At 47.0% G+C, this 26,391-nt stretch carries 16 protein-coding genes; 5 read left to right on the forward strand and 11 right to left on the reverse strand.

The annotated features are described in order from the left end of the window. Window positions 1-12: 12 nt before the first annotated feature. Genes AB0L18_RS26925 through AB0L18_RS26935 form a run of 3 tightly spaced genes read right to left on the reverse strand, consistent with a single transcriptional unit; the run spans window position 13 to window position 3,475 of the window. Entirely contained in the window at window positions 13-2,124 is a 2,112-nt protein-coding gene (locus AB0L18_RS26925) for a S8 family peptidase (protein WP_367390422.1), read from the reverse strand. 53 nt (window positions 2,125-2,177) lie between these two features. Next, window positions 2,178-2,909: a tetratricopeptide repeat protein gene (locus tag AB0L18_RS26930; RefSeq protein WP_367390423.1), complete on the reverse strand. Its 732-nt coding sequence runs from the start codon at window positions 2,907-2,909 to the stop codon at window positions 2,178-2,180. 5 nt (window positions 2,910-2,914) lie between these two features. Next, the gene (locus tag AB0L18_RS26935; protein WP_367390424.1) at window positions 2,915-3,475 is read right to left on the reverse strand and encodes an RNA polymerase sigma factor; all 561 of its coding nucleotides are present in this window, start codon (window positions 3,473-3,475) and stop codon (window positions 2,915-2,917) included. Between the two features lie 236 nt (window positions 3,476-3,711). On the opposite strand from AB0L18_RS26935, the gene fbp reads away from it, so the two are divergent. Beyond that, a complete protein-coding gene (gene fbp, locus AB0L18_RS26940) occupies window positions 3,712-4,734 on the forward strand; it encodes a class 1 fructose-bisphosphatase (RefSeq protein WP_367390425.1) in 1,023 nt (340 codons plus the stop codon). Window positions 4,735-4,905: 171 nt separating this feature from the next. After that, window positions 4,906-5,928 (forward strand): pirin family protein, encoded by a 1,023-nt coding sequence (locus AB0L18_RS26945; RefSeq protein WP_367390426.1) that lies wholly within the window; start codon window positions 4,906-4,908, stop codon window positions 5,926-5,928. A 134-nt stretch (window positions 5,929-6,062) separates the two neighbouring features. Here the strand turns inward: AB0L18_RS26945 and AB0L18_RS26950 are convergent, their stop codons facing one another. After that, window positions 6,063-6,368 carry a hypothetical protein gene (locus AB0L18_RS26950; protein WP_367390427.1) on the reverse strand — a complete coding sequence of 102 codons (306 nt, stop codon included), beginning with the start codon at window positions 6,366-6,368 and terminating at the stop codon, window positions 6,063-6,065. Window positions 6,369-6,674: 306 nt separating this feature from the next. Between AB0L18_RS26950 and AB0L18_RS26955 the strand changes: the two genes are divergently transcribed. Further along, window positions 6,675-6,935: an acyl carrier protein gene (locus AB0L18_RS26955; RefSeq protein WP_367390428.1), complete on the forward strand. Its 261-nt coding sequence runs from the start codon at window positions 6,675-6,677 to the stop codon at window positions 6,933-6,935. A gap of 384 nt (window positions 6,936-7,319) precedes the next feature. Here AB0L18_RS26955 and AB0L18_RS26960 read toward each other — a convergent pair whose 3' ends face one another. From AB0L18_RS26960 to tsaE, 6 genes are all read right to left on the reverse strand, one after another. Next, window positions 7,320-8,768: a GWxTD domain-containing protein gene (locus AB0L18_RS26960; protein WP_367390429.1), complete on the reverse strand. Its 1,449-nt coding sequence runs from the start codon at window positions 8,766-8,768 to the stop codon at window positions 7,320-7,322. A gap of 143 nt (window positions 8,769-8,911) precedes the next feature. Next, window positions 8,912-9,289, reverse strand: coding sequence for a hypothetical protein (locus AB0L18_RS26965; protein ID WP_367390430.1), 378 nt, complete (start codon window positions 9,287-9,289; stop codon window positions 8,912-8,914). Window positions 9,290-9,491: 202 nt separating this feature from the next. Further along, window positions 9,492-11,057, reverse strand: a complete 1,566-nt coding sequence (locus AB0L18_RS26970; protein WP_367390431.1) for a tetratricopeptide repeat protein — start codon at window positions 11,055-11,057, stop codon at window positions 9,492-9,494. Between the two features lie 199 nt (window positions 11,058-11,256). After that, window positions 11,257-12,252: a tRNA (adenosine(37)-N6)-threonylcarbamoyltransferase complex transferase subunit TsaD gene (gene tsaD, locus AB0L18_RS26975; protein ID WP_367390432.1), complete on the reverse strand. Its 996-nt coding sequence runs from the start codon at window positions 12,250-12,252 to the stop codon at window positions 11,257-11,259. Between the two features lie 46 nt (window positions 12,253-12,298). Then, window positions 12,299-12,970: a hypothetical protein gene (locus AB0L18_RS26980; protein ID WP_367390433.1), complete on the reverse strand. Its 672-nt coding sequence runs from the start codon at window positions 12,968-12,970 to the stop codon at window positions 12,299-12,301. Window positions 12,971-12,973: 3 nt separating this feature from the next. Then, window positions 12,974-13,435, reverse strand: a complete 462-nt coding sequence (gene tsaE, locus AB0L18_RS26985; protein ID WP_367390434.1) for a tRNA (adenosine(37)-N6)-threonylcarbamoyltransferase complex ATPase subunit type 1 TsaE — start codon at window positions 13,433-13,435, stop codon at window positions 12,974-12,976. A 107-nt stretch (window positions 13,436-13,542) separates the two neighbouring features. Here tsaE and AB0L18_RS26990 point away from each other — a divergent pair, with 107 nt between their 5' ends. Both AB0L18_RS26990 and AB0L18_RS26995 read left to right on the forward strand, forming a co-directional pair. Then, a complete protein-coding gene (locus AB0L18_RS26990) occupies window positions 13,543-13,929 on the forward strand; it encodes a hypothetical protein (RefSeq protein WP_367390435.1) in 387 nt (128 codons plus the stop codon). 225 nt (window positions 13,930-14,154) lie between these two features. Continuing rightward, window positions 14,155-15,822 (forward strand): IS1182 family transposase, encoded by a 1,668-nt coding sequence (locus AB0L18_RS26995; RefSeq protein ID WP_367388502.1) that lies wholly within the window; start codon window positions 14,155-14,157, stop codon window positions 15,820-15,822. Window positions 15,823-16,321: 499 nt separating this feature from the next. Here the strand turns inward: AB0L18_RS26995 and AB0L18_RS27000 are convergent, their stop codons facing one another. Continuing rightward, a complete protein-coding gene (locus AB0L18_RS27000) occupies window positions 16,322-26,140 on the reverse strand; it encodes a reprolysin-like metallopeptidase (protein WP_367390436.1) in 9,819 nt (3,272 codons plus the stop codon). Window positions 26,141-26,391: the final 251 nt, after the last annotated feature.

Consider the following 26,391-nt stretch of genomic DNA (forward strand, 5'->3'; position numbering starts at 1 on the left):
GGACTATTTTTTTTAAATTTTGATAAACTTAGCTACCCAGTAAGCATCTTCCTGCTGGATTTGCAAGAAGTAACTGCCCGCAGGAAGCGCATCCAGGTTTATGCCAGTCACCTGGCCTGCCGACCAGGATGATTGCTGGTATTCCTGCATGATGACGCCTCTCATGTCGACGACCCGTATTTGGGTAAACCCAGCTTCGGCTTCTGCACGCACCTGAATTTGGTGGCTTGCAGGGTTGGGATAGAGCGTAAATTGAGGGAATTGGCTTTCGGGAACAGCATCTACAGGAGTAATACAGACCTTATTGAGTTCCAGACGGCTCCCCTGGATAATATCCGGGAAGTAGGGTGCGAATTTTTCGGCACAATCAAGTAAACGTTCCTTAGCCTCCAGCGGCCCGGCGCAGTAAGCAACAGCCAGGGCAGCACTCACTGCCGGAGCGGCCATAGATGTACCAGATTTAAAGTCCAGTAAATTCGTTTGTGCAGCCCCATAACTAGGCCTGGGCAAAGAAGACAGAATGTTATCTCCCGGAGCGGCGATGTCTACTAGTGTATTACTAATATTAGAGAAATCGGCTATAGCTATGATCCCGTTAGGGTCAAATAATTCTGCGGCTACGCTGACCATGCTGTTGTTGTCATAACACGCTGGATATTGCAATAAAGTGTCCAATCGTAGACCTTCATTCCCTGCTGCCGACACGACGTAGGCACCGGCCAGCTCTACACTGTCCAGAGCATTCTGTAAAATTTCACTGGGATCGCCGTAAAATCCCCAACTGTCGTTGATGATGCGGGCACTGTCCTGAATAGCTTGATAAGTAGCGCAGGTGACATTGAAGAGGGTCGCAATACCATGTTCATCGTGGGTTTTATAAGGCAGTATTTGATAGCTACAATTGTCCTGACCTTGATTGAGTGTTCGCAGGGTTTCGGCCACGATTCCTGCTACATGGGTGCCGTGGCTATTGTCATCAAAAACATTGTTGAGGCTGTCGACAAAATTCCAGCCAATGGGGTCATTGATCAGACAATCCAGATCACTAGCATCAGGTATACGGTAAATAAACTCTCTTACCCGCTCGTGGGTAAAGTCAAGGCCAGTATCCAAAATAGCAATACGTAGTGCATCTGCTGGACTGAGTGCAAAGGGTGCCAATTCCGCAGGCGTAAGTTCTTGGATGGGTACATCATCTATGCTTTGCAGCTGGGTACCGTTATAGTAGTTGTAATCTACACCATCCACTTTGGCAGTACTACCGGTTCCTTTTTTATTGGAAAGAATGCCGATGGAGCCTCCATTCGGGCCTTGACCATCCCCGTAATTAAAGGGATCATTGGTCAATTCCCAGAGTTCGAGTCGATCACAAACACAGGAGGATATTTTTACAGCACCCACCGTGTCACGGATAAGTTGCTTTTCTAGTTCGGTAACGCCCGCAGCAAACTGCACGACTAGCTGATTGGGGACATAGGCCCAGCCAGCGGTATCGACCTGATAATTGTCGTAAGGTGCACCGAAAATGACAAGGCTATCGCCGAAAAAAGCGGGCCGGGTTTGCGGGTAGGGATAACTATCAAAAAACTGGACATCATCAATGAGCCAAAAGTAATTGGCCCCTTCAAAGATAAATTCCAACTGAACGTTTTCACTGTTGCCTACCTCTTCACTTAAATCAAGAATTTGCAGATCACGATGTGATGTTTCGATGTTGATACCAACGTTGTCATTCAGTTGGAGGCTTTGTACTTCAGCTCCGCCAATGAGGATATTCAGGCGTGTAGATCCCATCCAACGGCGGTAATACTGGGTAAATCGCAGAAAAACCGTGGGGTTCCCCGTAAAATTATACGGCCTTGAAACCACTCTGGTTGTATCGCCTTCTGCGGCGCGGTAAGCTAGTGCCCCCGGTCCAGAGACTGACCCAATTGGTGGGCGGTTATCCCAAAAATTGTTAGGCCCAATGGCACGGCCATCCTCCGACCAATCCCAACCAGTGTCACTGGTCCAGCCATTGAGGTCGTTATCGAAAATATCTTCGTCCAGTAATACTTGAGCAAACGAAGAGGCTGTGCAGACCATTAAAAACACAACCAAATAGCTACGCTTTAAAAAGTTCATAAGTGTTAACAGGTTTGTAAGGGTAAATAATTTCCGACTTCGGTAAAATCAAACTAAAGCGCTTTTAGTAGTTGAGCTGCTTTAGCATACAAGGCCGGATCTGAATTATCCAGCTTCAGTAATTCTTTTTTGGCTTGAGCCAACTCTTCTGTTTTCAAATAACTCAGGGCCAGGTACCAGCGCCCGTAATTGCGCAGTGCGCTGTTGCCTTCGGCCAGCTCTTCAAACAATTGGCGGGCTTTGGTAGTACGCCCCGTTTCCAGCGCACTGATCCCGAGTGCCAGTTGGAGTTGTACATTCTTCGATGACAAATCCGTCAGTTCATTGAGCAAACTGTATGCTTCTGCAAAATCTCGGTTCTGGTAGGCAAGTTCAGCCTGTTGGGCCAAGTCTTGGGTGGCTCCCTTTTCTACCAGTGCCAACGGCGGATGATCGGCAAAAGCCTTATACAGATTATCTGTAGCAAAGGGATTCCAGACGAGTAAGACCAGGGCAATGGCCGCAGCAATGCCTACACCTACGAACCATTTTCGGCGAGTCATAGGTACGATCTTCGCTTCCTCTTTAGCAGCCGAAAAATAGATATTGCCTAAGTCTTTCATCACCTCTTCCAAGCCCGGCTGCTGGGCCTTGGTTCGCAAATAGGTGTGCATCTGCTGCCTGAGTTGTAGTTCAGCCGCCATATCCTCGTCAGTGGATAGTCGTTCCAGGATTGCCGCCTCTTGCTCCTCCGACAATTCTCCTTGTAAATACTGATCAAGCAATTTGTAGTCCTCTTCCCTCATGTTCATTAGTTTTGAGCTTGATACAAAGTACGCCAACGCCCAATACAAGCGTTCTTCCTGCGGTAAACGGTATTGGCATCATTCATCCCCAATTGCAATGCTGCCTCAGCCGATGATACGCCGGAGATCAGTAAATGGAGTAGTTGTTGACACAATTCACTTAGCTGTCGAAAGCCCACATCAAGCCGACGCTGCCGAATTTCTTCTTCCTCAATCGCTTCCAGCGTGGGTACGAGCGAACTTTCATCAGTATATCTTTCCTCTTCCCAGTTTCTTACCTCTGCCTCCCGATTTTTTTTCCGCAGCTGGTTCAGCCACTTGTTACGACAAATACGAAAGATCAGTGCTCCCAGTGGGCAGGTCAGTACAAAAGTGTGATCATTGGCTTTCTGGTGCAGGGCGATGATGGCTTCCTGAAAAACATCCTGCGCATCCTCTTCGTGACCATTGTTTTTCATGATCCAGGAACGGATAACCGGAGCGTGCTCCTGGTAGACCTCTTTGAGAATATTGAAGTTTCCCATCCTTAGGGCTTCAATAATTTGGTGATCGGCGTGTGCTTGCATTTTCTCTCCTTGTAAAGCAATGATAAGAAATCTAAGATAGTTATTTTGTTTTTTTGAGTGATGTCTCGTTTTTGCAACGGTCGAATAGGATGTGATGCATGGAATTATTTATAAACAAAATAAATTTTACACTAAAAATTCACTTTCCCTATTCCTTTCCCAATAAGCTGAGTTTGATCACCGCTTAAGAAGCTATTGGTTTGTACCTTTACCCTCAAATAAAACCACCACCACCAATGGATAGAATCGTTACCCTCGACGAGTTCATCATCAAACGACAAAAAGACTTTCCTTATGCCTCTGGCGAGTTGACCGGCTTGCTACGCGACATTGGCGTAGCCGCCAAAATCGTTAACCGGGAAGTCAATAAAGCCGGCTTGATCGGCATCCTTGGACGAGCAGACGCAGAAAATGCTACTGGCGACGAAGTACAAAAACTGGATCTCTTTGCCAACGAAAAGCTTATTGAATGCCTGCGTAACAGCGGCGAATGTGCCGGGATTGCAAGTGAAGAAGACGAAGATTTCATCCCGCTAACCCCCGTTGATGGTAAAGAATCAAAATACATAGTAGTTTTTGACCCATTGGATGGCTCCTCCAATATTGATGTCAATGTCTCAGTAGGTACTATTTTCGGTATTTATCGCCGGATAAGTAACCTCAGCGAGCCTTGCGACAAATCAGATTTCCTACAAAAAGGAACGGAGTTGGTGGCTGCTGGCTACGTACTCTATGGCACCTCTACCCTATTGGTGTATTCTACCGGACGTGGTGTCAACGGATTCACCCTTGATCCTAGCATCGGTGAATTTTGCCTCAGTCATCGAGATATCCGTATCCCCGATCGCGGCAACTATTACTCTGTCAACCAAGGCTACTATCTCAAATTTGATGTAGAGATGCGACGCTATATCGACCACTGCTCTGATCTCAACCTGCGTCTGCGCTACATAGGCAGCATGGTCAGTGATATTCACCGAATTCTCTTCCAGGGAGGTATCTTTTTGTACCCTAACACCCGTAAATTCCCCCGTGGCAAATTGCGTCTGGTTTACGAATGCAACCCCCTCGCCTTCATTGTCGAACAAGCCGGAGGACGGGCCATAACCTGCCAACTCAAACGCATCCTGGATTTGGAAGTAAAACACCTCCACCAGCGAGAATCTATCGCCATTGGCTCACCCGCTATGGTAGACGAGATGCAGGAATTCGTAGATCGCTACAGCGCTACCCCTAGCTTCAGCAAAGATACCGCCTGATTTGAGGCTGTCTTAGCTTAGTCGAAACTAGGCTATCCACTGCTCCGCTCCCTAGGATCGGGTTTGAAACCAGATCCTAGGGAGTGGAGCAGTTCCTATCTTTATTTTTAGCGATTCTCTCTAACCATTTCGTCCCCTGCGTCGTTATGTATAAAAATAACTTGTAGCTACATGAATTCTTCTCCTATCCTCCAAGTCAGTCCTTTAGGTTTTCCCTGGAAAACCCAGGATCCATTTTTATTTTGTGTTTACCACGCCGATGATTACCCGAAAGGGAATGATATCATGGGCCCCGATGCTTCTTTGGCGGGCCGCAACCTCGGTCAGGATTTTGTGATCAAGGACGGTTGGCGGATGTACCACGGTAGCCAGGTACCAGGTTTTCCGGCTCACCCCCACCGTGGTTTTGAGACCGTAACCATTGTCAAAAAAGGGCTGGTTGATCACTCTGATTCTCTGGGAGCAATGGCCCGTTTTGGTCATGGCGATGTACAATGGCTCACTTCTGGCAAAGGATTGCAACACGCCGAAATGTTTCCTTTGGTCAACAAAGAAGAGAAGAATCCCTTGGTGTTGTTTCAATTGTGGCTGAACCTACCGAAGGCGAGCAAATTCGTTGAGCCCCACTTCCGGATGCTGTGGAGTGATATGATTCCCAAAGTGCTTCATAAAGATAGTAACGGACGCACCACCGAAATAGAACTCACCGCCGGTACGGTGGACGGTGTCTCCGCTCCAGCACCAACGCCCAATTCCTGGGCAGCTGATCCGGCCAATGAGGTGGCGATTTTTACGATCAAAATGGCACCAGGCGCAATGTGGACGCTGCCGCTGGCTTCAGCCGAAGCGAACCGCTCTTTGTACTATTACCAAGGCGACCAGCTCAATGTTGCCGGACAAAACATCCGTCCCAACCATAGCCTGGAATTACGCGCCGATCAGCAGACGGTGCTTAAGAATGGCGAAGAGGAGGCCTTCCTTTTGTTTTTGCAAGGTCGGCCCATCAATGAACCCGTAGTACAGCATGGCCCCTTTGTGATGAACTCGCAAGCAGAAATTATGGAAGCTATGCAAGATTATCAGCGCACCCAGTTTGGTGGCTGGCCCTGGAAAAGTTCAGCACCTGTTCACCCTCGTGAACAAGGGCGCTTTGCCCGTCATATTGATGGGAAGGTGGAGGAGAAAGCGGGGTGATGGTTTGATTGGTTGGAAAAGTGTAAGGGTGGAAAGGTGGAAAAGTTGGTGGATCAAATACTTCTGACTTCTGATTTTAAGATGGCTTCGTAGGTTTTCCCACCTCCGCCCGAGCAGAGGATAAGGACTATCCTTTATTCCATCCAACTCACCCCATTACGAAGGAGAATACCGGCGATACCCGCCAGGAGAGGAGCCAAGATACAGATGAACATAAAGCGGTAATAGACCTTAGGGACGCGGGAGCTTTCTACGAGTTCTACCATTTTAGAAATCACCAAAATAGAGAGGGCTATACCTCCAAGGATCATGCTGAGAATCAGCGCGAGGTAATCGTTCCAAAACCAAAGGAAGAGGTAGATGACCAGCTGCACCAAAAAAGCCTCTATGGTGACCAGTTTATCAAGAAGTGGATGTTCCTGCCGGAAAGGTGTACTCATCTGTAGTCGGGATAGGTTTAAGTATGGCCACAAAGATATAAGCTTGTGATGACTTCCCTTAAAATAAGCTATGGATGAGCCTCATTTTGAACATTAGTAATGGGGGTAAATAGCATCTCGAATCATCTTAAAAGTAGTTCAATCCCGAAAAACGACGGTTCAGCATTTTTTTTGCACTAATTTCAGTTGCGCAGGCAACCAATTGATAGGCTTAGCCGTTCTTAGTTCGCAACTAGCGAAAATTCGCAGCAATAATTTAGCATTCTATTAGCTAACCCCGATTACCGGAACAATCACACTATTATCATGACCATGACAAGCCAAGCGATCGTATCTCCAAAACCCCAAATTAACCAAGTGGTTAATACCATTAGCTGGACCCTCAATGTAGCTCCCCAGCGGCTCCTCCCCTACACCCACTTTGTCGATGACCTGCACCTCGACGACATCGATATGATGTTGCTCATCGCCGCACTGGAGAATCACCTCAAAGTATACCTCACCCCTGAAGAAGTGAGCAAAATTCAGACGGTAGGTGATGCTACCCGCTATTTTTCGATGAATTAGGAGGTATTTGGTGAATTTTGCCTTCTTACTTTCCTTAATAAAAGAGGTGGTAGATGAGGCAAAATTCACCGAAGTGAGGGTTTAGTAATATGTAGTAGGCTATATCAACAGTGAGATTCCTACTGTTGGCTTCACCTTCGTCATTTCGTTTAAAAAATGTTTTTTTTGGAAATCAGAGATGATAGGTTTCCCCCTTATTCGCCCTTCGATTGAACCAGGCCACTCCTCGTAGTTTGGCATATGCTGCTGCACTTATTCGTAATGAAGAAGCATACTTGTTAGCTTCCTAAAGCCATAAAACAAGTAATGAAGCAAATATTAGCTGATGAAAGTGTAGATTTCCGCATAGTCACAGCTTTTCGCAGTAATGATTTTCTTTTCCCACTAATAATCTGACAACAACCTCCGTGATTGGCGGCCGATGTTATCATTGACTTTATCACCATCGATGTAGTTGCCGGGGTGTTCGGTGGGGGAATCACGATAGAGTTCCAGCTCCCACTGGGGGTTGTTGCGCTCGCCAATGACGTCTGAATGTAGCAGCACAAAATCGTCGGCGGCCAGGGATGGGTTGTAGAAAATAAAGCGGACGTTATTTTGGTTGGTTCGCTTTATTTCGTTGTACGACCAGATTTCGTAAGGTGGCGCTGAAGGCTCATTCTCGCTGCGGGAAATATCGCTAGGACGGCCGTATTTGATATACATATAGCCGCGATCGGTCTCGAAACCATGCCGGAATCCCGACTGGAACATTTGGTCAACGGCCGCAGCAACTTCCATAAACTCGCGGTAGGTTTGCTCCGGATCTACCCGATTTTCTCGCAACCAGAAGCCGTAGAGATACATACGCTGGGCACGCATGCTGTCGTTGCGCACCAGGATGTCTACCAATTCTACATCGCGCTGTGGCAAAAGTGGTGTAATGGCACGCAGACTGTACTCCAACTCCTCTGGCGTGAGGTTTTGTACAAACTCGTCTTCTATGGTCACTGAAGCCATAGCTTCTTCAAAATTTTGTGCATCCACCAGCGGGTTACTGCGCTGAAATACGATGGCTTTGGAGCTCAACAGCTCACGCTCGCGGTTGCGTACATCCACCACCAACTGGTAGTTCCCTGAAGGCAAATCACCAATATCCATCTTTAACAGAAGTGGATTAATGGCTGCGGGATCCTGTCGTTTGTGGGCTAATAATACAGTTTCCGCTTCGTCATTTTCTAGTTTATCAATCCGGTAGCTCAACACAAATGGCTGCGCTATGGCCTGGTCACTGTTGTAAATCTCTTGGTAGAAGGTGAGTACATTAGCTCCTCTGCCGTAATAATTAAAAGGTAGCGGTTCCATGAGTAAGTCATTCTTCACCATGGGCCCTTGTTCTGTAGCTGGGCTCACCGCAGCCAGCAGTTGTATATCCGACTGTGCTAGCTGGGTCTCCGGAAAATCCAGGGTCAGATCGGTACTGTAGCGGCGGTTTTTTTCGGGCATATTGGCATCCGTCACTTCTACCCTCAATTTATAATCGCCGACTGGTAGTGGATACCGCTTCAAGTCAATGAAATCAACGACTCGGGTACCAACCGGGCTCAGCAAGCGGAATTTATCGTACTTAATGATGGTTTCGCCCTGCTCAAAAAACACCAGTACATCTACCGCACCTTGCACTGTAGAGTCGCTCTGCGTCACCGTCGTCACCGTCTGGCCAGATACGTGCAGATACAATTCTACGTAAGCCCCTTGCGGGCCAGTAAACCGGGCAAAGGAAAGGCTGGCATCCAGTGCTTGTAAGGGCAAGGTCAGGATCAGCAAAAAGGCAAGGAAGCAGAGATTTTTCATAATCATCGGAATTGGTACGTATCCTACGAAGATACGTATAAACACAGGTCGCTCGCCGACTTTTATCCTCAAAAGTCAGGAAGCTGATAGTCTCGCTATAAAATTTTACCTGAGAAGGATACTCCTGTACCCTTAGCTCCCTACTAGTTCGAGGGTTGACGAAGTACCATGCGGAATTGTTTATCTCTTAGTTCCGTGGTCAATACCAGTTCGCCTTCTTTTAAGGACTCTATGAGTAAGTCGGCGTCTATGGTACCATCGCGTTGTAGAATCACTCCACCGTCCAGTTCGTAGCTGTAAGCTTCTTCGGCGCCGGTCATATTGGTCAGTAATTTGCCATCATCCAAAAACTCAAAATACATACCTTCCATGGTCGTGGTGGGTTCTCCGTTGCGAGTGGCATTTTGGATGACCCAACGCCCCGCCAGGTCAGTGCTAGTCACAGCGTTGTCATCGCCGCAGGAAGCCAGGAAAAACAAGGTAGTAGCAAAAAAGAAAAGAGCAGTAATCTGGAATTTCATAGTAGTAGTTAATAGTATAAAGGTGGCCAAACGTTACTGGTAGTCAGAAGTATTTTTACCAATTTCGCAGTGCTGGGCTGGTCCAGTCACTTTATAATTATCCCCTGCATAGGGTACAACTACAAAGCCTGGGTCAAAAATAGTGGGAAATATGTAAATATGTTATCAACCTTTATTTTTTTCTCTGGGGACCTGAATTTTGTTAGAAGTTCTTAATGAAATCTTCCAGTGAATCATCCAATTCTAAAGAGAGACGTTTACGCAGGCGGGTTCTGGTCTTTTTTATACTTCCTACCGAAAGTCCAAGCATATCCGCGATCTCTCTCCTACCCAAGTTAAGTTTTAATAGCAAAAAAAGCCTTTCCTCCGCCGGTGTCAAATCAGAAAAAACACTACGTAATCGAAACAAGTAACCAGGATACAATTTTTCAAAACTTGTACGAAAGCTGTTCCAATCTTCATCCGTCAAAATGGTATTAATATAGAGGTTTACTTCTTGGTCATCAGTAGCCTTCGCCAAGTCTTTATTTTCTGACTCCAACCTAGTTAATGCTGACTTTAGTCGAGCAACATCTCTGGATTTATCCGCTAGAACCTTGGTAATTTCTATTAAATTTTCCTTGTTTAGCTGGACTTCCTTTCGGGCTTGCGCTTGCTGTGCCTGCCAGCGCCAAATGATAAACCCAATTAAAAAAACAGCAACAACCACCCCTATTATCGCCCTGGTTTTACTCAATTCTGCTTTTATCAGCTTCGCTTCCGTACGTTCTAAGGCGAGCTCCGTCTTGGTCATCTCAAATTGGCTTTCAAGCAGTGCTATCTTCTGCTGAGTTTCTAAGCCAATAAGACTGTCTTTGAGCTCTTCGTGCCTCGATACACTCTCGAGTGCTGATTTGTAATCATTCAAATCCAGATGAGCAAAATACAAGCCGAGGTAATTATTGATAAGATTGTTGGGCATACCGTGCTCCTCATTAAAGGCGATACATTTTTTGTACTCCTCAATCGCACGTTTGGCATTTCCCTGTCGACGGTAGGCACTCGCCAGATTATTCCTATTTTTGGCTTCTCCTTTGTAATTTTCGGTTTCCTGGTTTATCAGGAGTGCTCGCTCAAGCCAAGGAATACCTTTTTCAGGCTCACGTGCTAGCAAATAAAAGCCGCCAAAATTTCCGTAAGCAGTAGCCAAGTGTTTTTGTTCACCAAATTTTTCCAACAGAGGCATAGCTTCCAGAAAATACTGTTCGGCCAAGGCAAAGCTATCGAAATACATTAGATTCGATGCCACTTGCTCCAGACTTTCCCCGTAACATAAACTATCGCCTGCAGTGGCACAATAGCGAACAGCATCTTGGTAGTGTACCAGTGCTTCTTCTTGGTTTTTCAGATAAGTCTTTAAAACACCTTGCCAGTAATTCATCCAACCCAACCAAGCATCATTTTGAGCTTCTTCTGCAATTTTTTTCCCAGCTAGTAGATACTTGGCAGCTGTGACAAAGTCGTTGAGCTTCAGATGATCATAAAAAACATAAAGCTGACCAAAAAATTCATGCTGCAAATTTTTCTCCGCTTTTGCCTTGACTAAAAACCCCAAATGAATTTCCAGCTTTTCCTCAAATTCCAAAGAGGAATCCTTTGGTACAGGATCAGTTGACTCATAATCAGCTCGAATGCTGGTTTGAGAAAAAACGGCTGTACTTAAGATGGTAAAAGATAAGAGAAAAATAAACCGAAGAAAGTTTTTTGGACGCTTCGCACCTGAGACCATTTTCTTTGTTTTTTGGGGATAGTATTAAAGCGTAATTTAGGAAAAATAATACCCCAAACTCTCCTCTAAACGAGAGAATATATCGTATATATTTTCAATATATTAGCTGTATAAAAATATCAAATTTTTATCCGGCAAAACTCTTCTTGTCTACTCCCAAGATCAACAAGCATTAAAAGATATTCCCCTTTCTTCATCACTAAAAATCACTGATCGACAACTGTAACTGTGGCACTGGTGCTGGATGTTTGCCCCAGCGCAAATAGTCCCAAGTAGCCAGGGCGATCATCGCGGCGTTGTCTGTAGACCATTGCAAGGGCGGCAAGCATAGTTCTACACCCATCTTGGCACAAAGCTCAGCAGCTTGCTCACGGAGTTGCGAACTAGCCGCCACGCCACCCACGATCACCAGCGATTCGACGGGATACTTCTTCAGTGCTTTACGGCATTTGGTCACTAATATCTCCATGGCTGCTTCTACAAAAGAGGCGGCTACATCTTCTACCACTGGCGGCTCCTCTAGCGCATCTAAATAACGAGCAACAGCTGATTTTAGACCCGAGAACGAAAACTCCAGTCCCTTGTGCAGCATAGGCCGCGGGAAGGGAATGGTCGGATTTCCCTTTCTGGCTGCTCGATCCAATAAAGGGCCTCCGGGGTAACCAAGGCCTAGCATACGACTCACTTTATCGAAGGCCTCCCCCACCGAATCGTCGCGGGTTGAGCCCAGCAACTTGATCTCCGTAGCACTTTTCATGTGCGCCAAAAAGGTGTGCCCACCGGATACCAATAAGATGAGTGCCGGATATTTTACACGCTGTTCTTCCAGATCAGCACTACGTAAGTGCCCCCGCAAATGATTGACACCAATCACTGGCAAGTCCCAACCAAGTCCAAGACCAGAAGCTGTTGTAAGGCCCACGAGTAAAGAGCCTATCAACCCAGGACCGCGGGTCACACCGATGGCTTCCAGGTCTTTGTGGGTAATGCCTGCGTCGCGCAACGCTTTTTCAATGGCTGGCAAAATCGACTGCACGTGGGCGCGGCCCGCCAGCTCCGGAAACACACCCCCGTATTGAACGTGAATTTCGGCCTGTGAGGCAATCACTGAAGACAATACTTTGCCCTGTTCCGTCACTACCGCAACGGCGGTGTCATCACAAGAAGATTCAATTCCAAGCACATATTTTGCCATGCGTCACTTTTCTTTAGCGCCTATTGATAAATTTCCCAGATTAGTTTTATTCGCCTGCCTTAAACAACAACGATTGTTCCGTAATGGGTATCACAAAATCCGGAAAGTGCAGTCCTCTGCTCGCCAAACGAGGAAGCATCGGCACTACATCTGTGGCCAGCCCAAACTTCTTGCCTGTGTCATAGATCGTGTGCTCGGCAAAGGTAGCTATCAGCTTTTCCCGATGTGCTCCTGCTACCGCCCAGGTGGTATGAGCACCAAGAGCTTGCCGTACCGTAGCCTCCATCGGACCATACAATGTTTGCTGCACCTCCCCATCGCTATACAAGCCCACGTAGGCATTGCCCCGCACTGATTTCACCGTTACTAAAGTCGGACAACCGTACTGCGCCGTTGCCGGAGCTCCCAATAACTCAAAAGTATTGATGCCGATGACCGGAATCTTCAGGCTATACGCCAAACTATTGGCAAAAGCCACCCCGGCCCTAATAGCACTGGTACCTCCAGGCCCAATGTTGATAGCTATACGTTCGAGATCAGCAGCCTTGCGACCAGTGGCGTCCAGGGCATATTTCACCAGGGCGGGTACATCTTTTAGCTCCTGCAAATCAGGGTGTTCAGTGGTATCAAAGAAAACATCTCCGTCCGAACTCAACACAATCCCGTATGGCAATGCTGACGACTCAATACTCAAACTTATTTTCTCCGTTGCTTTCATACATTAATCTACTTTGAGTTCAGATAGGCGTTGCTGCCACTTGGCTCCTAAGGGAGTAAAGGTGAATTTTCGACTGGTAGCCTCTTTTTCTACAAAGGCAATATCAATGAGTAGGTATTCCTCAAAATCATCCGCTACCTTTTGACCCCATTCGATGAGCGTAATAGCCTCTTCGAAATATTCATCAAGTGCCAAATCCCTAAAAGCTTCAATGCTCTCCAATCGGTAAACATCCATATGCAAGAAACTGCCACTACGCACGTGGTAAAAATTGGCAATCGTATAAGTAGGGCTTGAGATGTAATCCTCCGACCCCAATGCTCTCGCCAGCGCTTGCACGAAAAAAGTCTTCCCAGCGGCGAGTGGACCATTCAGGATAACCACGTCTCCCTGAGTCAGTATGTTGCCTAATGCAGCGGCCAATTGCTGCGTTTCTTCCGGACGTTGTACGGTAATTGTCTGCATTTTTTCTCGATTCAACGGTGAAAAATCAAACCAGTTGAAATTTGGTGTGCAAAGATACAGGAATTGTTTATTTGATTTTTTTGTACAAACCAGGAAACCTTCCTTTCTTGCGGTGCATTTGGGGCTTTCACTCAGAAAAAGCCCAAGAAGCAACCACTAATGCCCAAAACGCTTTGCAGGAAAAAACACAAAGCACAGGAGTACTCACCTATAAAACGCCCGCAGCCATGAAGCAGGCGATTGAAAGCATCCAAAAAGAGATGCAATCCAAAATCGCTAGCCTCCAAGCTGACCTTAATGGTGCTGGCGAAGAAGCAACTGCGGTTATCAATAAAAAAATCTCCTTCATACAAGAATATCAACAGCAGCTAGATGCCTATGCGGGAAAATCTGATAAGATCAACGAAAAGGATGCTCCTGATTTTGGCAAAAATGTAGCTACTTTGGTTGATAAAATCCGGCGCGACTTGGTTTTGTTAGACCAAGAGAAGTAGCAATTTATTGAACAATTTCCCTTGTTCTTTTCATTGAAAGAGAGGGCCCTGGGTATTCCGGAGCCCTCTCCTCTTTTGGGGCCGTCCCGTCTCCCGACTGATAAAGTCGGGATCGGTACCGGGTTGTCTAACAAACTGGGGTTGTGTAAAAAGCGCCAAATAGAAAAAGATATGAGCAGAGTGTTTTAACTTTAAGTTGAAGCCAAAAAGAAAAGCCCCCTGCTCATGTCAACAAAGATAACACAAAGAGAGAATATTCGCTTTAAAGCTTACACCCAAGACATTGTAATAGATCTTCCTTTACGGATCGAAGAGCTGGTAAAAGACAATGTTTTGGCGCAGATCATTAATAAGGTAATACAAGAAATAGAGATCAAAGAGTTGGAATGTTACTACAGTGGTATAGGTCGGCCTCCTTATCATCCTCGGATGTTACTTAAGGTATGGATTTATGGTTATTGTACCAAGGTGTATACGAGTCGTCCCTTAGCGAAGAAGTTAGGCGAAGATTTGGTTTTCATGTGGCTGTCTGGTGGTCAGCGTCCTTGTTTTAAAACACTGAGTGAATTTCGCTCCTGTCGAATGCAGGACTTGGTAGATACAGTCTTGAGCCAAGTGTTATTTTATTTGGTAGAGCAGGGCTATGTCAACTTGAGTGACTTGTATGTAGATGGCAGCAAGTGGGCTGCAAATGCCAATAAACATAAAATTGTCTGGCGCAAGAACACGGAACGCTATAAGGCCATGGTATTAGAGCGTATAGATAGCCTGCTAGAAGAGGTGCGGGAGTTGCAGCAAGCGGAGGATAATATTTATGGGACTAAGGATTTACTCCAGCGTCAAGAGGCCGAACAAATTTATCTGGTCTTGAACAGTGAAGACTTAGAGAGGCAGCTTCGTTACCTCAATGAAATTATAGCAGAACAAGGAGACAAAAAACGAAAACAATCTTTGGAAAGAATCCATCGTCATTTGTCAAAAGAACAAGTCAACTTAGATAAATACGAAGAGCAGGAATTGATCCTGGCGGGTCGTAACTCTTATTCTAAGACGGACGAAGATGCCACAGCCCTGCGCATGAAAGATGATCAATTGTTGCCTGGGTACAATATACAGATTACGACATCGGATCAATTTATTGTCAATGCTACGGTTCATCAGGGTGCTTCTGACAGCCCTACTTTGCCCCCTCATGTCCTACAACTAGAACAACGGGTGAGTGGACTGGTAGAATCGGATTGGAAGATGGATTATACGGCAGATGCCGGTTATGGCAGTGAAGAGAATTATAGTTTTTTAGCAGAAAAAGGCCATACGGCTTATGTGAAGTATCCGCTGTGGTACCAGGAAGTTACCGGCAAACTGGACAAACAACTTTTTAATACCACCAATTGGTATTATGATCCAGATCAGGATTATTACCAATGCCCCAATGAGAAGAAACTATTGTTCAGCCATGAGTTCACAAGTAAGAGCAACAATGGATATGAAAGTAGAACACGGGTTTATGAATCAGAAAGCTGTGCCCAATGTCCTTTTTATGAACAATGCCGAGGCCCAAATGCTAAACCGGGTACTCATCGAAGGGTGAAAAAGAGGGAGAAATTGGAGGCTTTTAAAAAAGAGGTCAAACAACGACTGGCATCAGAAAAAGGCTTAGAGAAACGATCCCAACGTGGTATCGATGTGGAAACGCCCTTTGCCAATATAAAACACAATATGGGACATCGTCGGTTCCTTCTCCGAGGCATCGACAAAGTCAATGTTGAGTTCCAGTTCCTAGCAATAGCTCACAATCTTAAGAAGGTTTATTGCCTTCAGACAGGGATCTGGGAGGATCACTATGTCCAAAGAGCAGCAAGAAGTGCTACTAAACACAAAAAAAGAGCTTAAAAACTCTTTTTTTGAACCTAAAAGGAAAAAATGCTAGTGAGAACTCTAAGGGAGGACTCACCAGCAGTGTTTTTCAAACAAAACAAGAAACGTCAGCCATCAGCCGATCAAAAGCCTGTTAAGCAACTTGAGGGCTTTTTACACAACCCCAGTTGCTGCTACTACCCCTCGTCCAGTCCTCTCCGAGGCCCGCGCTCCAGCCTCCGGCCTGCGCGCTTATCGCCGGAAGGGTTGGACAAATCGGGGTTGGGTAAATCGGGCAAATTCATGAATTCACCCTGTAAGCTCCCCCTTAAATTCCCTTATAATCCCCGTTCGGCGTTGGCTGTGCCTACGTCGCTGTATTCCGTTGTCTATGCCTACTTCGCAAAATTCCGGTTTGTGTAGTCTGTTTAAGTACAAAAAACAAAAACGGCGGCACCCCGAAGGATACCGCCGCCTGTAATCGTATTTATCGGAATAGAGCAAATTCACATATTTGCCCTATAACCATCTATCATTACTTTACAGCAATCATCTTCTTGGTAGCAGTGAACTCACCGGCCGTTACCGTGTAAGTCAATACACCCGTTGCACCTTGGATCATCTCCTTGGTCAAGTTGATCGTGTTGTAACCAGCTGCGTAATCACCACGTACTACAGTCAGTACGCGACCACTTGCGTCGCTGATCGTTACGGTTGCTTCTGCATCCGCAGGCAAGCCTGCCTGCCGGTCAGGCAGGTTGAAACCGATCAAGGTTGTTGCTGCGAATGGGTTTGGCGTGTTCTGGTATACTTCGAAACCTGCAGCAATAACTTCTCCGCTGTTAAACACCACCCCTAAACCAAGCACCTGTTCTCCCCTCTCAGGGGAGATGTCCGCGAGGACAGAGGGGTAGGCCTCCGCAGCAGTGTAACGGCTAGATACGTTGATAACGTCACTCAACTCAGCATCCACTGTTGGGCGGATCACCAGGCTGAATAGAACATCGTCGTGGGAGACGGATGTCAATCCGTCTCTACTGCCGCCGTTCTGGTTCCAGCTCATCGTGATGGCACCTTCAGCAGCGTAACGCATACCGAAGTTCTCAGCTGTAGCTACACCGTACTCGATGTCTACCAACTCTGCTCCGTTCAAGTTCAAGGTACCCTGGAAGCCTTCTACTGATGCCATATCAGCACCACGGAATGCTACCGTGTATACGTTACCAGCTTTCACGCTTACGTTCTCTACTTCGAAGTTGAACTGACCGTTCAACGTACGATCGTCACCAGCCAAAGCATTGGCTTGTGCAGAACCGTTTACGTCACCAATCTTAACACCTACGAAGTCGGCATCCAGTACATCACCCGCCAGGTTGTTCTCGTTGATCAACTCTGGGAATGCTTCGAACCATGGGTTCGTCGCTACAGGGAACTCGTAAGCTGCATCCACAAAGCGCCAGCTCGTGTTGTTCGCGAATTGTGTATCAATGTTCAAGATCAGTTTACGGATCTGGATCATATCCAGCGTCGTTACCGTTCCACTACGGTTGGCATCCGCAGCGATCAGCTTGTAAGGGCTGTTCAACAGTTGCGTTCCTAAGACGTGCTTGCTGATCAGGATCAAGTCAAACGTCGTCACCCCGTTCAGTGGATTGGCGTTCAGGTAAGGCGTTACCGAGTAGTCACCGCCTTGGGTCAGGTTGCTGAAGCTGTAGGTACCCGTCGTATTTGTAGTCATCGTAGCGGTCATGCCGCCGTTGATGCTCACTTCTACCCCTTCGACTGCTTCGTTGGTCTCCGTCATGATTACACCAGCGATGGTGCCATCACCAGGATCACCACAGTCAACGTGCTGCTGTACCAATACATACGTCTCACAGTAGTCGTAGTTACCTTCTTCGTCGAAAGCGTATACGTAGACTACTGTCGTAGCTTCGTCATCTTGCGTCAATACCAGTCCAGTATCATCTGGGCTTGGTACGAAGTTAGGATCAGCTTCTACATCTGCTGCACGGTAGATAGCGTACTTCGTCACGCGAGGTAGACCACCGAACAGTTCTGGTCCCTGACCAGTACAGTCACTGATTGGTGAACCTTCGAAGTCAGAAGCCCAGATTGCCATGGCACAACCACCATCTTCCTGAGGCATCAAGGTTACAGTCAAGCCGTTGATACATACTGGTGCTGGTCCTTTACAGTCGATCACATCGAAGACGATGGTCTCGCTGGTCTGGTTACCACAACCGTCCTCAAACAATACGCGTACTGCGTGGTAGATATTATCACCCATTGCAGAAGTAATGATTGGGAAAGTACCTGCGAATACGTAAGTACCGTCACCGTTGTCGGTGATGTTACCCAATACGTTCAAGTCTGCTACGAATTCGTTCGACTTGATGTCGCCGTCGCCGTTAGCGTCTACTGCAAATGCGTCTAGCTGTGCAGATACCAGGCTTACTACCAAGTTTCCGTCACCGTCAAACAATTCACACTCGTCAGCTACGCTGAATGGAATGCTTACTGCTTCTTCACAGTTGCCGTCGTCATCACCAAACTGGCCAGGAAGCAGGTTAGGGCAGTTAGCCGTTGGGCCACCGTACTCTCCCACTGCTACCACTGGTGCGGTAGAGTCGTACACTTTCACAAATTGCGTATAGATGTAGCGACCGTAGTTGCGACGACCAAACTGGTCGGCAGGAATACAACCAGGAGTGTTGCCTGGGATGTTGTCATAGATCACATCAGCGATGTCAGAATCTCCGTCACGGTCATTGTGGCGGCGATCGATCACTACGCTGTACTGGATGCCTTGCTGAGCATCAGCTACACCATCACAGTTGTTGTCTACTGGGCCAAAGCCACTCACCACCCGTACTACTGGGCGCTCGTTGCCTTCTACCGCACGGTCTACAGGAAGTGCCTCACCGTCGTCTTCGGTCATGCGAGGAAGAACAAGTCCTTCGTACTCACCATCCCAAACACACCAGTTGATCACATCGTAAGTGATCGAGAACTTGTAGCATTCATCACCCGTAGCAGAGAAGATCACTGGCTCACCAATGTTTACGCTCAATACATCACAACCTACAGTGGTCGTAATGATCGTTGGTACATCAGGATCGCCACAATCAGCGTCAGCATCTTCTGGGAAGTCGATGGTGAAGTCATGACGTTCCGTAATGGTGATCAGCTGGCTACAGCTGTTCGTTGAACGGAATACTTCGTTGATGTCGATAGCTCCGTTGCCGTTAGCATCGCCCTCTGGGCGCAATTGCCAAGCTTCGAAACGACGGGTGATGGTTCCCCAACCACAATCGTTAACCTGCAAGTTTGGCGTACGCTCTACGATGGTATCCACCGCACAGTTGTCTGTACCGGTAGCACCGCCGAAGATCGCGCTCATCATGGTAGAAGTAGCAGCAAAGTCTTCGTCGTAAGCCGTAGCAATATCACCAGGGAATGCCAATGGCAGATCAGAACAAGTCAAGGTGACTGGTGCTGGTGCGTAGCAGAATGGATTCAATTTATCTTCAGGAGTAACAACTTGCCAGCAAATGTTGGTGTTGCCAGCTTCGTCGGTTACCCGTAGTTCAATCGTGATTTCGTTGTCGATATCACAGCAGTAGAAGTCTACAAAGTCGCCCCATGGGCTCCAGCGGCTGGCACTTGCATCACAAGTGTTGTTGCGCCAGTAGTTACGACGTACTTCCAAGGTTACTTCACCACAGTTGTCGTTAGAACCTTCGTCCACATCCGCAGCGAAGAGGCGCGCGATACCTTCGATATCGTTGGCTACATCACCACCACCGATGGATACGTTGATGTCGTCGTTACAAGAAGCTGTTGGCTCAATGTCGTCGGTAACCACTACCGTGTATTCTTCACAAGTTTCGTTACCACAAGCATCTTCGGCACAGATGATCAGGATGTGCTCACCAATTGGTGCAGATACTACATCACCGTCACACAAGTCACCACCAGCGAAGAATGATTCGCCGAAAGCAAGTACCGTGTAAGTCGTGCCAGCTACGCTTGAACATCCGTTGCCGTCAGTAAGGGTAGGACATGGAATCGCTACGTTCGCCAAACAGCTGAATGGTGAGGTAGATACGTTGATAATAGCAGGGATACCAGAAATTACTGGACCAGTAGCATCAAATACTTTGATCAATTGGTTCAAGGTCCCAGATCCACCTGGGTTACACCAATCGATGATGTTCCACTGACGACGGAGTTTGTAAGTACCTTCACACACCACGATACGTGGCTCATCAGAGTAAGAAGCTCCGATGTTACAGTAAATCTGATCAAGGTCGTAGAAACCAAATGCCGTACGCAACCATGGGTAGCCAGATGCTGATGGGTGAGGGTTACCGTTTGCATCAACAGCGAAGTTCTCGTCACACTCCAAAGGAGCTACAAATGGTGGGAATACCAAGTCGCCAATCGTTGGCTTACGGAAAGTAATCGTCTGCGTACATGCTGCCGTGCGTGGAGCACCTACACATACACCATCGTAACGGTCTGAGACCGTGAACGTACGTGAAAGCGTTACATCACCACAATCACCAGCAGAGCTTACTGCATCAGAAAGGGTAACTTTTACAGGACCACAGTTGTCGCCAACTACAGGGAAACCAGTCAAGTTTACTTTTGCAATGAAAGCATTCAAAGCAGCAGTGCTACCTCCGAAGAAGGTGTTACGTGTAGCCGTGAAGTTCAAGGTACCATCTGCACTAGCAATCCATGACTGAGGCGTCTGGAAGCGGATGAAGTTGATATCGTCACATACCAAATCACGGGTATCGGTAATATTTACAGGGGTAAACTCTGGACCAGAAACACCCGTGTTGTTATCAGAATAGATGCTTACCGTCCAGTTACCAAACTGCGTCGTCAACCAGTTGGTCAATACCAAGGTATAGGTCGTGTTAGGCAACAAAGGCAGGCTCAAACGTAGTGCTGGGTCGAAAATATTTCCTCCAGGTACGAAAGCATCGTCAGAGGAACCGATAAGGTTTTCACATGGAGATGCAGGATCGAAACCACCCTGGAACAGGAACATGCTTCCATCACCCCATGCAGTTTCCATCAAGATCGTGTATACGTCAACAGGAATAGCAAAGTCTGGCGTAGTGAAAGTTACTACGTCATAGTTGTGCACACCGTCGGCCAGGAAGCCCTGGTTCAAACAGCTGTAGTTGTTGAAGTTCAAGGTTGCATCAGCAGCATTGAGGTTACCGCTTGCTTGGTGAGCAGCGTAGTCCTGCGTTACGGTGCTTGTGTTCGCTGGGCAAGTAACTACTGGGTTGGTCTTGTCTTCGGCGAAGATGTTACCCCAACAGGTGTATACAATTTCGCCGTCTTCGATCAGTTCGATCATGTAGGTGTGTGTTCCACAGCCTTCAACTACGTCCGTTTCAGCACCATCAATTAAAACATTATAGCTATCAATACAGTCATTGAAGCCAGTGATTACCATATCTGGTGCAATCGTCACGGCACAGTCTGTACCAAGGGTTACATTTAAATCGGCAATGCAACCAAAGTCGAAAGAAACTGCATTATCATTGATTTCTACGATTGCAGTACAAACATCACTGTTACCTGCGCAGTCAGTGACTGAAAGTTCTACTTCTGCTCCACCAATTGTACCGATAGCTAAATCAATGTCCGAGCAATCGAAGGAGGTCTGATCAACACTGTAAGTAAAATCAGGATCACAGTTATCCATGCTACCTAGTGCAATCGCATCAATATTGGCTTGGGTCAAGGTGTATTGGCCATCAGCCGATAATGAAATCGTTATTGTATTACACTGTGGGGTAGGTGCCGTATTATCTTCTATCATAAGTGTTTGCACACAAGTGAAAGAGGAAACATCATCACTGATAGTGTAGGTACGAGTAAGCGTTGCACCGTTACAGAACCCTGAAAGCGGATCTAAAACGTCAACAGATGTAATTACCAATGTGCCACAAGGGCCAGGATTATTAGCAATGTCCCCACCGATTGCTTCAAACTCCTCCTCGGTAGTAGCTGCAGCTGGAATTGTGCCATCACATTCGATCATACCCAAAGATATGGGAGGGCAAATAACATCAAGCATACAGGCTGGGCCAGCGTCGATCGTGATCATCTGCGTATCGCTACAAGTAGCTGCTCCTACGTTAGAAGTTACCACCGTATAAGTACCAGGTGCTAGGCCCGTAAAGACATTGCTCGCCTGAGGCGTACCGCCATTCAGGGCATACTGCAAAGTTCCACAAGTACCAGCGCAAGAGGCCGTCACCGTGATCGTGCCGTCATTGGCACCAAAAATGGTCTCATCGGTCTTTGCCAGAGAAGAAGTGATATTACAGTTCGCTGGCGCAGCGTCGATCGTGATCATCTGCGTATCGCTACAAGTGGCTGCTCCTACGTTAGAAGTTACCACCGTATAAGTACCAGGTGCTAGGCCCGTAAAGACATTGCTCGCCTGAGGCGTGCCGCCATTCAATGAATACTGCAAAGTTCCGCATGTACCAGCGCAAGAGGCCGTCACCGTGATCGTGCCGTCATTGGCACCAAAAATGGTCTCATCGGTCTTTGCCAGAGAAGAAGTGATATTACAGTTCGCTGGCGCAGCGTCGATCGTGATCATCTGCGTATCGCTACAAGTAGCTGCTCCTACGTTAGAAGTTACCACCGTATAAATGCCAGGTGCAAGACCCATAAAGACATTGCTCGCCTGAGGCGTGCCGCCATTCAGGGCATACTGCAAAGTTCCACAAGTACCAGAACAAGATGCCGTCACCGTGATCGTACCGTCATTTGCACCAAAAATGGTCTCATCGGTCTTTGCCAGAGAAGAAGTGATATTACAGTTCCCTGGTGCAGCGTCGATCGTAATCATCTGCGTATCGCTACACGTGGCAGCACCTACGTTAGAGGTAACCACCGTATAAGTACCAGGAGCAAGACCCGTAAAGACATTGCTCGCCTGAGGCGTGCCGCCGTCCAGCGAATACTGCAAAGTTCCACAAGTACCAGCGCAAGATGCCGTCACCGTGATCGTGCCATCATTGGCACCAAATACCGTTTCGTCTGTTTTCGCTAAGGAAGAGGTGATATTACAGTTCGCTGGCGCAGCGTCGATCGTGATCATCTGCGTATCGCTACAAGTAGCTGCTCCTACGTTAGAAGTTACCACCGTATAAGTGCCAGGTGCTAGGCCCGTAAAGACATTGCTCGCCTGAGGCGTGCCTCCATTCAATGAATACTGCAAAGTTCCGCATGTCCCAGCGCAAGAGGCCGTCACCGTGATCGTGCCGTCATTGGCACCAAAAATGGTCTCATCGGTCTTTGCCAGAGAAGAAGTGATATTACAGTTCGCTGGTGCAGCGTCGATCGTAATCATCTGCGTATCGCTACAAGTAGCTGCTCCTACGTTAGAAGTTACCACCGTATAAATGCCAGGTGCAAGACCCGTAAAGACATTGCTCGCCTGAGGCGTGCCTCCATTCAGGGCATACTGCAAAGTCCCACAAGTACCAGAACAAGATGCCGTCACCGTGATGGTTCCGTCATTTGCACCGAATACCGTTTCATCTGTTTTCGCTAAGGAAGAGGTGATAGAACAAACATTGTTTGCTATTACTGTCAGTGATTTACAGTTGGAACTGAAAACCACACATTCTGAGGTTTGAACGGCTGATAGCGTCTGACCAATCCAGCCAGCCGGATTAGCATCAGCTGGAGGTGATGCACCACCGTTTTTGTAAGAAGCACCGTATACTTTATAAGTACCTCCCATTAAGGAAGTAAAATCAGCCGTTGGGCTTTGTGCTACAATCTGATTGTTTACCGTATTCACTGCCACGTAGGTGTAACCTGTATTAGCAGGAGCGGTACTTGAGGGAAAAACATCGCCAGGACCCGAGATCGTGACCGTTTTCATCCCGAAATTGTTATTCACTGTCCAGGCAACCAATTTGTATTCGGTACATTCCGTCAATGACAGTGTCCTGCTTGGAAGGAATGAAAGTACACCAAAGGCATTAGAGCCAAGAAAAGTACCAGCACAGGGCGCAGCGGGATTATATCCAGCCGCGAGAAATAAAGAATAGACAATTGAGCTGGACTCATCACTAAATTGGTAATTACCCGAAGTAGAAACTGAAAAGTCAAAAATTTCGTAGCTTTCTACTCCCCAGTCGGTTTGGCAGTCCGTCCCACCATCTGTCATTGCATTAGCCAATTCCCCGGTTGGACTTCCAGCGGTAAGGTTGAAAACATTTTGAGTAACGCTTTCACTAAAGGAAGTGCTCAAGCTTAAATTAAGCCCTGCATCTCCTTGGTCAAAAGTCATGGCACCGGTTGGGCAAATATTGCTATTTGCCGCTGTACAGCCAGGAATAGCTATAGAGAAGTTGAAATTTGAAATATCAAAAAAGATATTTCCTACACTTTCTACTTTGATACGGGCCGTACTGGTTTGAATATTAGGGAAAGTAACCAGCTCAGTTCCATCATTCGCTGTGCTTATGGCCAGTGTATAAGGGAACGTTAGTCCGCCATCAACAGATAATAAAATATTAACGTTGGGGGTAGCGGTATCTGTACCGTTTACCGACCAAGTGATGGTTTGAGTAGAGCCTGCTGGGTAGGTAGCTGCCAAGTTGGTCGTTTCCAAAAAGGGACCAATGTTTCCATCTACCGTAATCGTTACCTCTCCGTAGGACAAGCCGCCGCCAGCAGCATTGTTGTCTCTTACGGTCAAACGGTGCACCGTCGGAAAATTCACCGAAGGCAATTTGTCGCCCTTAGCCTGGTTGGTACCGTCGAGGATAGCCGACAAAATCGGGTACGTTCGCGTGGGTGAAGTACTAGGAGCATAAGATCGAAAAAACGGAGGCTCGGAGGTGTCATCCAGGGTGCTAGCATCAGGTACTCCGGCCCCGATATCGGTACCTTCCCAACTGTAGGTATAAGCATCGCCCATCTCAGGTGCATCCGCACTACCAGTGAGTGAAAATGGGGTAGAACGGGGAATAGTAAAAGCACCGGGCATGGTCACTACTGGTGGATTATTACCTGTAGCAGTAGTAACCTGGCAACTGATAGTACCAATGTAGGCATCTGCCTGTGCGTAACTCACCGTATGGTAATTCAGGAAAGGCCCTGAAGTCGTTGAGGTGAAATAATCATCTGAACCACAGGTAAAACCATAGCTCATGATAGTTGCTCCAGCGCCTGGTTCTACCGAAGTCCCCGGGTTTCGGGTGGTACAAACTGGAATGACACTATTATAACTGTGCGACATGCCAAACTGGTGGCCCGTTTCGTGCAGTACCAGCTGGTCAAAAAACACCTGAGCGTAGGGGCCTCCACCTTCGTTACTACCTCCCGTTGCTTTTTGAGTATCATCACAAACCGATTGAAAAGCAGCTAATCCTCCACCAGAGTTAGGACCAGAATACCCCATAATGTGTCCGATGTCGTAATTGGCGTTGCCAATCACGGCATCACAGTTGGTTTGATTAATATCTATATCCAAGTCCAAGTCATTGGTATAGGGATCTGTACCAGGATCGGTATAAATCAGATTGGTCCCGCTGACCAGACTGAAGTGAATACTAAGTTCTTTACGATAAACGAGGTTTAGCGTGGCAACGTAATTAACGATGGCAGCAAAACTACTGGCTTGAGTACCTCCGTTTTGTTGGGTGAATTCACCATTGGCTGCCATTGCTAAGCGAAAAGTTCGCAAAGTACCACCAGTGTTGTTACGTTGTGGGCCATTATCACCATGGCCGCGTTCGTGGATTTCGTCTTCTACAAGGCATCGACCACTCTCAAAGTCGGGTGGTGTTACGGCATCACGTACGAAATAGTTGAAATAGACATCTTTGTCCTCATCAGAATAATGCTCAAAGTAAATTTCTTCGCCTGCAAGGTCAAGAATGACCGCGTGGAAGCCCGCTGAAGTCAAGGTCACCCGAATAACGGCTGTTTGATACCTCAGTCCGTTCCCGGTGTAGGACTTGATTTCAGGGTGCCGAGCAGCTACTTCTGAAGATAGGATAGAGGATTCTACCAAGCCGAAGGTTTCTATCCGACCATCTGGTAAGGGGATATCTAGAGACAGTGTGTTTCCACTGTTTTGAAATTCTACCGGAGCATTTCGAAGGTATTCGCGCAGAGCGACTTCATCGAGGCGGATGACACTCATCTTTTTGATGTTATCCACCACGTCAACAGCTCGGGGCAAATCCTTGCTGTCGACCGGCGTAAAGAAGCCAGCTTGGGCATCCAGTCCGCTCACAAAGAGCATTATGGACAACCATAAAAAGAGTACAATTCTTTTTGTCATGAGAAATTTGTTGTAAATAATAATTTGTTATCAACGATTAACTAGCAAGTGATGCCCTTGTCTGGTCAAAGTAAATTAGTGCGATGTTTTTAGGTCGAAAAAACTAAGCAATCACTCGATTTAACACATGATTATAAAGCTACGAAATCTATCAAGCGCCATATAAACCAAGAGGGGGGACAAAGAGGGGGACAAAATATAACCAACTATAAATCAATAGCATAAAAATAAAAAATCACCCTGATGATCCT

It is taken from the genome of Lewinella sp. LCG006 (assembly GCF_040784935.1).
GTDB lineage: Bacteria > Bacteroidota > Bacteroidia > Chitinophagales > Saprospiraceae > Lewinella.

Coding starts and splice junctions, on each gene's coding strand:
- tsaE (WP_367390434.1), bottom strand. CDS start 13,435: ATGCAGACAATTACCGTACAACGTCCGGAAGAAACGCAGCAATTGGCC.
- AB0L18_RS26930 (WP_367390423.1), bottom strand. CDS start 2,909: ATGAGGGAAGAGGACTACAAATTGCTTGATCAGTATTTACAAGGAGAA.
- AB0L18_RS27000 (WP_367390436.1), bottom strand. CDS start 26,140: ATGACAAAAAGAATTGTACTCTTTTTATGGTTGTCCATAATGCTCTTT.
- AB0L18_RS26935 (WP_367390424.1), bottom strand. CDS start 3,475: ATGCAAGCACACGCCGATCACCAAATTATTGAAGCCCTAAGGATGGGA.
- AB0L18_RS26945 (WP_367390426.1), top strand. CDS start 4,906: ATGAATTCTTCTCCTATCCTCCAAGTCAGTCCTTTAGGTTTTCCCTGG.
- AB0L18_RS26960 (WP_367390429.1), bottom strand. CDS start 8,768: ATGAAAAATCTCTGCTTCCTTGCCTTTTTGCTGATCCTGACCTTGCCC.
- tsaD (WP_367390432.1), bottom strand. CDS start 12,252: ATGGCAAAATATGTGCTTGGAATTGAATCTTCTTGTGATGACACCGCC.
- AB0L18_RS26950 (WP_367390427.1), bottom strand. CDS start 6,368: ATGAGTACACCTTTCCGGCAGGAACATCCACTTCTTGATAAACTGGTC.
- AB0L18_RS26965 (WP_367390430.1), bottom strand. CDS start 9,289: ATGAAATTCCAGATTACTGCTCTTTTCTTTTTTGCTACTACCTTGTTT.
- AB0L18_RS26995 (WP_367388502.1), top strand. CDS start 14,155: ATGTCAACAAAGATAACACAAAGAGAGAATATTCGCTTTAAAGCTTAC.
- fbp (WP_367390425.1), top strand. CDS start 3,712: ATGGATAGAATCGTTACCCTCGACGAGTTCATCATCAAACGACAAAAA.
- AB0L18_RS26980 (WP_367390433.1), bottom strand. CDS start 12,970: ATGAAAGCAACGGAGAAAATAAGTTTGAGTATTGAGTCGTCAGCATTG.
- AB0L18_RS26955 (WP_367390428.1), top strand. CDS start 6,675: ATGACCATGACAAGCCAAGCGATCGTATCTCCAAAACCCCAAATTAAC.
- AB0L18_RS26970 (WP_367390431.1), bottom strand. CDS start 11,057: ATGGTCTCAGGTGCGAAGCGTCCAAAAAACTTTCTTCGGTTTATTTTT.
- AB0L18_RS26925 (WP_367390422.1), bottom strand. CDS start 2,124: ATGAACTTTTTAAAGCGTAGCTATTTGGTTGTGTTTTTAATGGTCTGC.